Here is a 6894-nt window from a genome sequence, read left to right as displayed (position 1 = left end):
CTTTGATTTCTGTCTTGTGTTTTTTCAAGTCCAAGGTGTATCAGGAAGTATGAATACTGACAAATGAGCCGTAAAAAAAGACAACTGTCTCTTTTACAATTGTCTTTGTTTGTGATTTTATATTGATAATTTTTTTGGTTAAAGTTCTGCAATCTGATTAAGATTTACTTCCGCTACTGTATCATTACCAAACATTGAGATAATCATCTTAACTTTATTATTATCAATTTCTGTGATCTTACCTGTGTAATCTGCGAAAGCACCATCAATGATGCGAACAGTTTGACCAACTTCGACATCAATATCAAATTCTTGGACAGTTTGACCCATAGAAACTAAAATATCGCGAATTTCTTGTTCCAAAAGTGGAGTTGGTTTTGATCTGTTTCCGTGTGAACCTACGAATCCTGTTACGTTTGGTGTGTTACGTACAACAAACCATGCTTCGTCGGTCATAACCATTTCTACAAGAACATAACCTGGAAAGCGATTTTCTTCGATTTCTTTTTTCTTTCCATTTTTTTCCACTTGCACTGTTTGTGTAGGAATTTCAACACGTAGAATATTTTCTAACATATTGTATGTTTGTGCACGTTGCAATAGATTTTCTTTTACTTTATTTTCGTAGCCAGAGTAAGTTTGTAGCACAAACCATCCTTTATCAAAACTATCCATGTTTTTTCCTTTCCTAACTGAAGAATTTCAGCGACTAGATCTTTTTCTTAGCTTATTTTAAAAAATATTAATAAAACGAATCAATCCGCTAACAATCAATTGGTCAAAAATATAAATCATCACTACAAAGAAAGCAGTGTATTCCATGATAGATTTAAAATCTAACCAACTTTCCTTGCGAGTCGGCCAAGTTGTTTCTTTAAGAAGTTTAAAAATGTCCTTAATAAAACGCATCGTTTTCTCCTATCTCGTTTCTCGGTGTGTGGTGTACTTGCCACAGTGTTTACAAAATTTATTTACTTCTAAGCGTGTTGGTTTTGGATTTCCACTAATCTTAATCGAATAATTTCTAGAACCACAAACCGCACAGGCTAGACTTGCTTTTTTAAGTGCCATAACGCCTCCATCCTACCTATTATAACAATAAACCTCTGCTTTGACAAGTTAAATCGTTTGTTGATTTTTTAAGGTGATTTCTCAAAGTAACTTCCACTTGATTTACCAAGGGATTTATCCAAAATACTTTTAAACATAATTTTTCAAAAGAAAAGCGTCATAACAAGTCAGCGACTCTAACTTCTGATCCAAAAAATCAAACAAATCTAAAAAGATCACCCTCGGCATCGGTAAACTAACTTCAAATTCTTTCTTCTGTTGATACTTATACTCTACTAGGAATTTCTTTTCCACTTCTTTCTCCATTCTCTACTTCAACTAACTTCCACTTGAGAGCAAACAAAAAGAGTCAGCAAGCCAACTCTTTCTATCTCTATTCATTTTTTTCCATTAAGAAATCATAGATTTCCTGGACTGTTCCAAGCGCCATTATTTCTTGCTCCTTGACAGTTTGTTTCAGTTTTTGATAAATCTGACTCTCAGCTATATCACGCTTTTCAGCCTCTTTATTCACCCTCATGACTCCATTTTCAATGGTCACAAAGCCAAGTTCTTCAAAAATCTGGATCATTTTAACTAACAGGATTTGCTCAATCTTGAGATAGGCCGCCAAATCCTTGAGTTTATAGCGAATGTCAAACTCCGGGAACTGATAGATGGTTTTATACAATTTTGCAAACTGCTCTCTCGTTCCATATCCCGTCAAATAGTAAGCCTTGGCTATATCATTTTTAAAGTAAAGAGCTAAAAATTCCTGCTCCTGACAGATTTTCTTAAGGAGGGATATATCCTCAGGAATATTCTTAACGACAATAGCTGAACAAGAGGTCACATCAGGTAACTCTTGCGTAAAGTCCAAAATGGCTACCCCTTCTGGTAACAAGGCATTCTTGCCACGAATGTTAAAGAGCTGGACACCTTCTACACGGGCGTCAACCATCATCAACTGCAAGGTAGTTTGACCATTCCATTGATTGACAGAGAGAGTCACCGCCAGTTCCAATTGCTTGGTTTGCGAGAACTCAGTCGCCCATTTACCTTGACCAAAAGCGACCACCTCAAAACTAGCCTCACCTTTGGAAATTTTCAGCTTGAGGTGAGCATTACCAGCCCCCATAACGCGAGCATTTTCAACTTGAAAATCTCGAATATAGAAGACAGGTTTTTGGTTATCCATCCCAAAAGGAGCTAGACGTTCAAAACTTTTCACCGTCTCCAGACTCAAGGTCTCTAAATCCAGTTCTTCATCTAAAAATAGATTGTTTTTACCTTGGGCATCTGCACCTTTTTCTCGGATATAGGCGTCCAAAAGATCAGATAAGACTTCCAACTTATCCGCTTCAAGGGTCATACCTGCAGCGCCTGCGTGACCACCAAAGGCGATAAATAGTTCTCGATGCGGGTCCAAAGCTTCAAAAATATCAACCGCTTCAATGCTTCGAGCACTACCCTTTGCGCGTCCATCTTCGATATTCAGGACAATGACTGTCTGACCCAGTTCTTCAAGTAAGCGCCCAGCTACAATTCCAAGAACTCCCGGATTCCAGCCTTCCTTAGCCAAAACTTGAACACTTCTCTCAGGATTCACCATGCCTTTAGCTTCATCGTAAATGGACTGAACAATTTCCTTACGTTCTTCATTCTTTTGATGAATCAAAAGAGCGATTTCATGCACTTCCTCATCGTCAAATCCAGTCAACAAATCAATAGCTGGATTGGGATCATCCAGGCGCCCTAGGGCATTTAAACGAGGCGCTAACTGAAAACCAACCGTCTCTTCTGTCACATCACTACTCGAAATCCCAGCAATTTCAAACATTTCTTGCAGGCCCATTCGTTGGGTATTGCGCAAGACCTCAAGACCATACTGGACCATGATACGATTTTCATCCGTCAGACTGACCATATCGGCAATTGTACCGATAGCAACCAAGTCCAACAACTCAACCTGCACTTCTTCCAAAAGGGCACAAGCCAACTTAAAAGCGACACCACAACCTGCTAGATGCTTGAAAGGATAGTCCGCCCCTGGATGTTCTGGATGAATAATAGCATAGGCATCTGGTAAATCCTCAGGCATAGAATGGTGGTCGGTCACAATGACGTCCACTCCCATCGACTGAGCCAAATCAATAGCTTCATGCCCCGCCACACCATTGTCCACCGTCACAATCAAAGACACGCCCTGTTGTTCAATGAAATATTTATAGACACTGGCATTTGGACCATAACCATCTGTAAAGCGATTGGGAAGGTAAACAAGACACTCAGCACCTATCTGCTCTAAACTTTCCTTGACAATGGAAGCCGAAGTCATTCCATCCGCATCGTAGTCACCATAAATGAGAATCAACTCCCCTTGCTCAATAGCCTGACGAATCCGCTCCACTGCTTTTTCCATATCATGCAGAAGATAGGGATCATGCAAATCATCTAAAGAAGGTTCTAAAAATTTTTTCAGACTGGTTTCATCCTGAATACCTCGTTCAAATAACAAACGAGCCACTTCAGGGCCCAAACCAGCTTTCTTAGCTATCTTTGTAAAATCCGCATCCTCAACTTGCGGAGCAAATTGCCAATTATAAGTAGGAATTATCAAAAAAATCATCCACTCTTTCTTACGATTCTATCGTTTTATTATAACATGATTTTCAGTTTTTCTCTATCCGGTTTGCTTTTATCAAAGTTTTACTAATTTCTTTGTAATATCATTTGACAGGAAAACGCTTTTGTTGTAGAATCTATGTTAAAAAATCTAACACAAAGGAGAATGATTATGACTTTAGTAGAATTTAAAGCTGTTGAAAAGTATTACGGAGACTACCACGCACTCCAGAATATCAACCTTCGTTTTGAAAAAGGCCAAGTCGTTGTGTTACTTGGACCATCTGGTTCTGGAAAGTCAACCCTTATCCGTACTATCAATGGTCTAGAGGCGATTGATAGTGGAAGTCTCTTGGTAAATGGACACCAAGTAGCAGGTGCTAGCCAAAAAGATTTAGTCCCTCTCCGCAAGGAAGTAGGGATGGTTTTCCAACATTTTAATCTTTATCCACATAAGAATGTGTTAGAAAATGTAACTCTTGCACCGATTAAAGTACTAGGCAAAGATCCAAAAGAGGCTCAAAAAACTGCGCAAAAATATTTAGAATTTGTAAATATGTGGGATAAGAAAGATTCCTATCCAGCTACCCTTTCAGGTGGACAAAAGCAACGAGTAGCTATCGCTAGAGGCCTAGCTATGAAACCTGAACTCCTACTCTTTGATGAACCAACCTCAGCTCTCGACCCCGAAACAATCGGTGATGTCCTTGCTGTTATGCAAAAATTAGCCCATGACGGCATGAATATGATGATCGTCACACACGAAATGGGCTTCGCTCGCAAGGTAGCTGATCGCATCATCTTTATGGCAGATGGACAAGTCCTGGTCGATACAACAGATGTGGATGCATTTTTTGATCACCCAAGTGAGCCGCGCGCCCAACAATTTCTCAGCAAGATTATTAACCACGAAAGTGACAAGGTCAAATAAGGAGAAGCCTATGAAAAAGAATTTCTTTCTTGCAATAGTAGTTAGCAGCCTTTTAAGTTTTGGATTTGTGACATCAGCTCAAGCAGATACCAGTATCGCAGATATCCAAAAAAGGGGAGAAATCGTTGTCGGCGTCAAACAAGACGTTCCGAATTTCGGCTATAAAAATCCGAAAACAGGAGAATTCTCAGGTATTGAAACAGATTTAGCTAAACTAATTGCAGGTCAACTCAAGGTCAAGGTCCGCTATGTTCCAGTTACTGCCCAAACGCGAGGTCCTCTATTAGACAATGAACAAGTGGATATGGACATCGCCACCTTCACAATCACAGATGAGCGGAAAAAGCTCTACAACTTCACCAGCCCTTACTATACAGACGCCTGTGGATTTTTGGTAAATAAATCAGGTAAGATTAAAAATATTGAGGATTTGAACGGAAAAACCATTGGAGTCGCACAAGGATCCATCACCCAAAAACTGATTAGCGACTTGGGTAAGAAAAAAGGCCTTGCCTTTAAATTTGTCGAACTCGGATCTTATCCTGAATTAATCACCTCCCTCCACGCCCATCGGATTGATGCCTTCTCGGTAGACCGTTCTATCCTTTCCGGCTATACCAGCAAAAGAACAGAACTACTTGACGATAGCTTCAAACCTTCTGACTATGGTATTGTAACCAAAAAATCGAACACGCAACTGAATGACTATCTAGATCAATTGGTTGTCAAATGGAGTCAGGATGGGACCTTGCAGGACTTATACGATCGCTACAATCTCAAACCTTCCAAACACTCAGCAGAATAAGGAGGTAGCTACATGATAGATTCATCATCTTGGACAGCTTATTTTCAACATTTTGGTCAATTTTTTAACGGATTTCTCTTTACTATAGCTATCGCTCTAGGTTCTTTTGCCCTAGCCATGCTATTGGGCATCCTATTCGGTATCTTATCCACTAGCAAACATGGCAGTTTACGGATCTTGTCCCGTATCTTTGTCGAATTTTATCAAAACACCCCTCTCCTAGTTCAGTTCGTTATTGTATTTTACGGCTTGCCTCTGATTAGTAACTATACTATCATGATTCCCATCTACTGGACTGCCGTTCTTTGTGTCGGACTCTACCACGGCGCCTATATCGCTGAGGTCATTCGGTCAGGAATTCAATCTATCCCTAGAGGCCAACTCGAAGCAGCTCTTTCTCAGGGATTCACCTATGCAAATGCAATGCACTTGATTATCTTACCGCAGGCTTTTCGCATCATTCTCCCTCCCTTGACCAACCAAGTCGTCAACCTGATTAAGAATACTTCGACAGTAGCTATCATTTCTGGAGTTGACCTCATGTTTGTCACCAAATCTTGGTCCGCACTCAACGGAAACTATGTCCCTGCCTTTTTAGGCGCCGCCTTCTTCTACTTTGCCCTCTGCTTCCCTGTTGCTCAATTTGGACGAAAAATGGAGCAAGCTAACAAAAAAGCTTATTCACTTTAGGAGGTTTTTATGGAAAGTATTCTTGAAGTTCTCAGTCTAGACAACCTCATCTTTATTTTAAAAGGTTTTGGTCTAACCCTCTATATCTCTTTGATTGCTATCACGCTTTCAACACTAATTGGAACCATCCTTGCTGTCATGCGTAACGGAAAAAACACCCTATTACGAATCCTTGCTAGTGTCTACATTGAATTTGTACGAAATGTTCCTAATCTACTCTGGATTTTCACTATTTTTTTAGTCTTTAAAATGAAATCTACCTCAGCCGGAATCACTGCCTTTACTCTCTTTACATCAGCAGCCCTTGCTGAAATTATCCGAGGTGGTCTTAACGCAGTGGATCAAGGACAATACGAGGCTGGAATGGCACAAGGTTTCTCCTATCGCCAAATCCTCTATCACATCATCCTACCGCAAGCCATCCGCAAGATGCTCCCTGCCATCATCTCTCAATTTGTAACAGTGATTAAGGATACCAGTCTCCTATACTCTGTAATCGCCCTCCAAGAGCTTTTTGGTGCTAGTCAAATCCTCATGGGCCGATACTTTGAACCGGAACAGGTTTTCAGCTTATATATCCTCATCGCCCTAATCTACTTCAGTTTCAACCTAGCTATTTCAAGCCTTTCACGGACTCTAGCAAAACGTTGGCAACAAGCTGCAGAATAACAAACATGTAGTTCTAGTTCACATGTCAGAACGAAGACAAACGTCATTTTTGGTGTTTGTCTTTTTCTCTTTTCAAAAATAGTTTGTCTCATCATCTGATATTCTATTCAAAAATCTGAATTTG

At 40.0% G+C, this 6894-nt stretch carries 8 protein-coding genes; 4 read left to right on the top strand and 4 right to left on the bottom strand.

Going from position 1 to position 6894, the window contains the following annotated elements:
- Positions 1 to 138: 138 nt before the first annotated feature.
- The 4 genes from nusG to recJ form a co-directional block, all read right to left on the bottom strand.
- The gene (gene nusG / locus ADF68_RS02185; protein WP_045763385.1) at positions 139 to 675 is read right to left on the bottom strand and encodes a transcription termination/antitermination protein NusG; all 537 of its coding nucleotides are present in this window, start codon (positions 673 to 675) and stop codon (positions 139 to 141) included.
- 57 nt (positions 676 to 732) lie between these two features.
- Positions 733 to 909: a preprotein translocase subunit SecE gene (gene secE / locus ADF68_RS02180; RefSeq protein ID WP_001211016.1), complete on the bottom strand. Its 177-nt coding sequence runs from the start codon at positions 907 to 909 to the stop codon at positions 733 to 735.
- A gap of 9 nt (positions 910 to 918) precedes the next feature.
- The gene (gene rpmG / locus ADF68_RS02175) at positions 919 to 1071 is read right to left on the bottom strand and encodes a 50S ribosomal protein L33 (RefSeq protein WP_001809375.1); all 153 of its coding nucleotides are present in this window, start codon (positions 1069 to 1071) and stop codon (positions 919 to 921) included.
- Between the two features lie 373 nt (positions 1072 to 1444).
- Positions 1445 to 3670 carry a single-stranded-DNA-specific exonuclease RecJ gene (gene recJ, locus ADF68_RS02170; protein ID WP_049548459.1) on the bottom strand — a complete coding sequence of 742 codons (2226 nt, stop codon included), beginning with the start codon at positions 3668 to 3670 and terminating at the stop codon, positions 1445 to 1447.
- A gap of 177 nt (positions 3671 to 3847) precedes the next feature.
- On the opposite strand from recJ, the gene ADF68_RS02165 reads away from it, so the two are divergent.
- The 4 genes from ADF68_RS02165 to ADF68_RS02150 are packed head-to-tail and all read left to right on the top strand — an operon-like array spanning position 3848 to position 6770.
- On the top strand, positions 3848 to 4606 hold the full coding sequence (locus tag ADF68_RS02165) for an amino acid ABC transporter ATP-binding protein (RefSeq protein WP_049548457.1): 759 nt from the start codon (positions 3848 to 3850) through the stop codon (positions 4604 to 4606).
- A gap of 10 nt (positions 4607 to 4616) precedes the next feature.
- On the top strand, positions 4617 to 5411 hold the full coding sequence (locus ADF68_RS02160) for a transporter substrate-binding domain-containing protein (protein ID WP_075230656.1): 795 nt from the start codon (positions 4617 to 4619) through the stop codon (positions 5409 to 5411).
- 12 nt (positions 5412 to 5423) lie between these two features.
- The gene (locus tag ADF68_RS02155) at positions 5424 to 6101 is read left to right on the top strand and encodes an amino acid ABC transporter permease (protein ID WP_049548456.1); all 678 of its coding nucleotides are present in this window, start codon (positions 5424 to 5426) and stop codon (positions 6099 to 6101) included.
- Between the two features lie 9 nt (positions 6102 to 6110).
- Positions 6111 to 6770, top strand: coding sequence for an amino acid ABC transporter permease (locus ADF68_RS02150; RefSeq protein ID WP_049548455.1), 660 nt, complete (start codon positions 6111 to 6113; stop codon positions 6768 to 6770).
- Positions 6771 to 6894 lie beyond the last annotated feature (124 nt).

It is taken from the genome of Streptococcus pseudopneumoniae, from assembly GCF_001068775.1.
Classification (GTDB): Bacteria; Bacillota; Bacilli; order Lactobacillales; family Streptococcaceae; genus Streptococcus; species Streptococcus pseudopneumoniae_N.
This window is presented reverse-complemented; position numbering and strand designations above follow the sequence as displayed.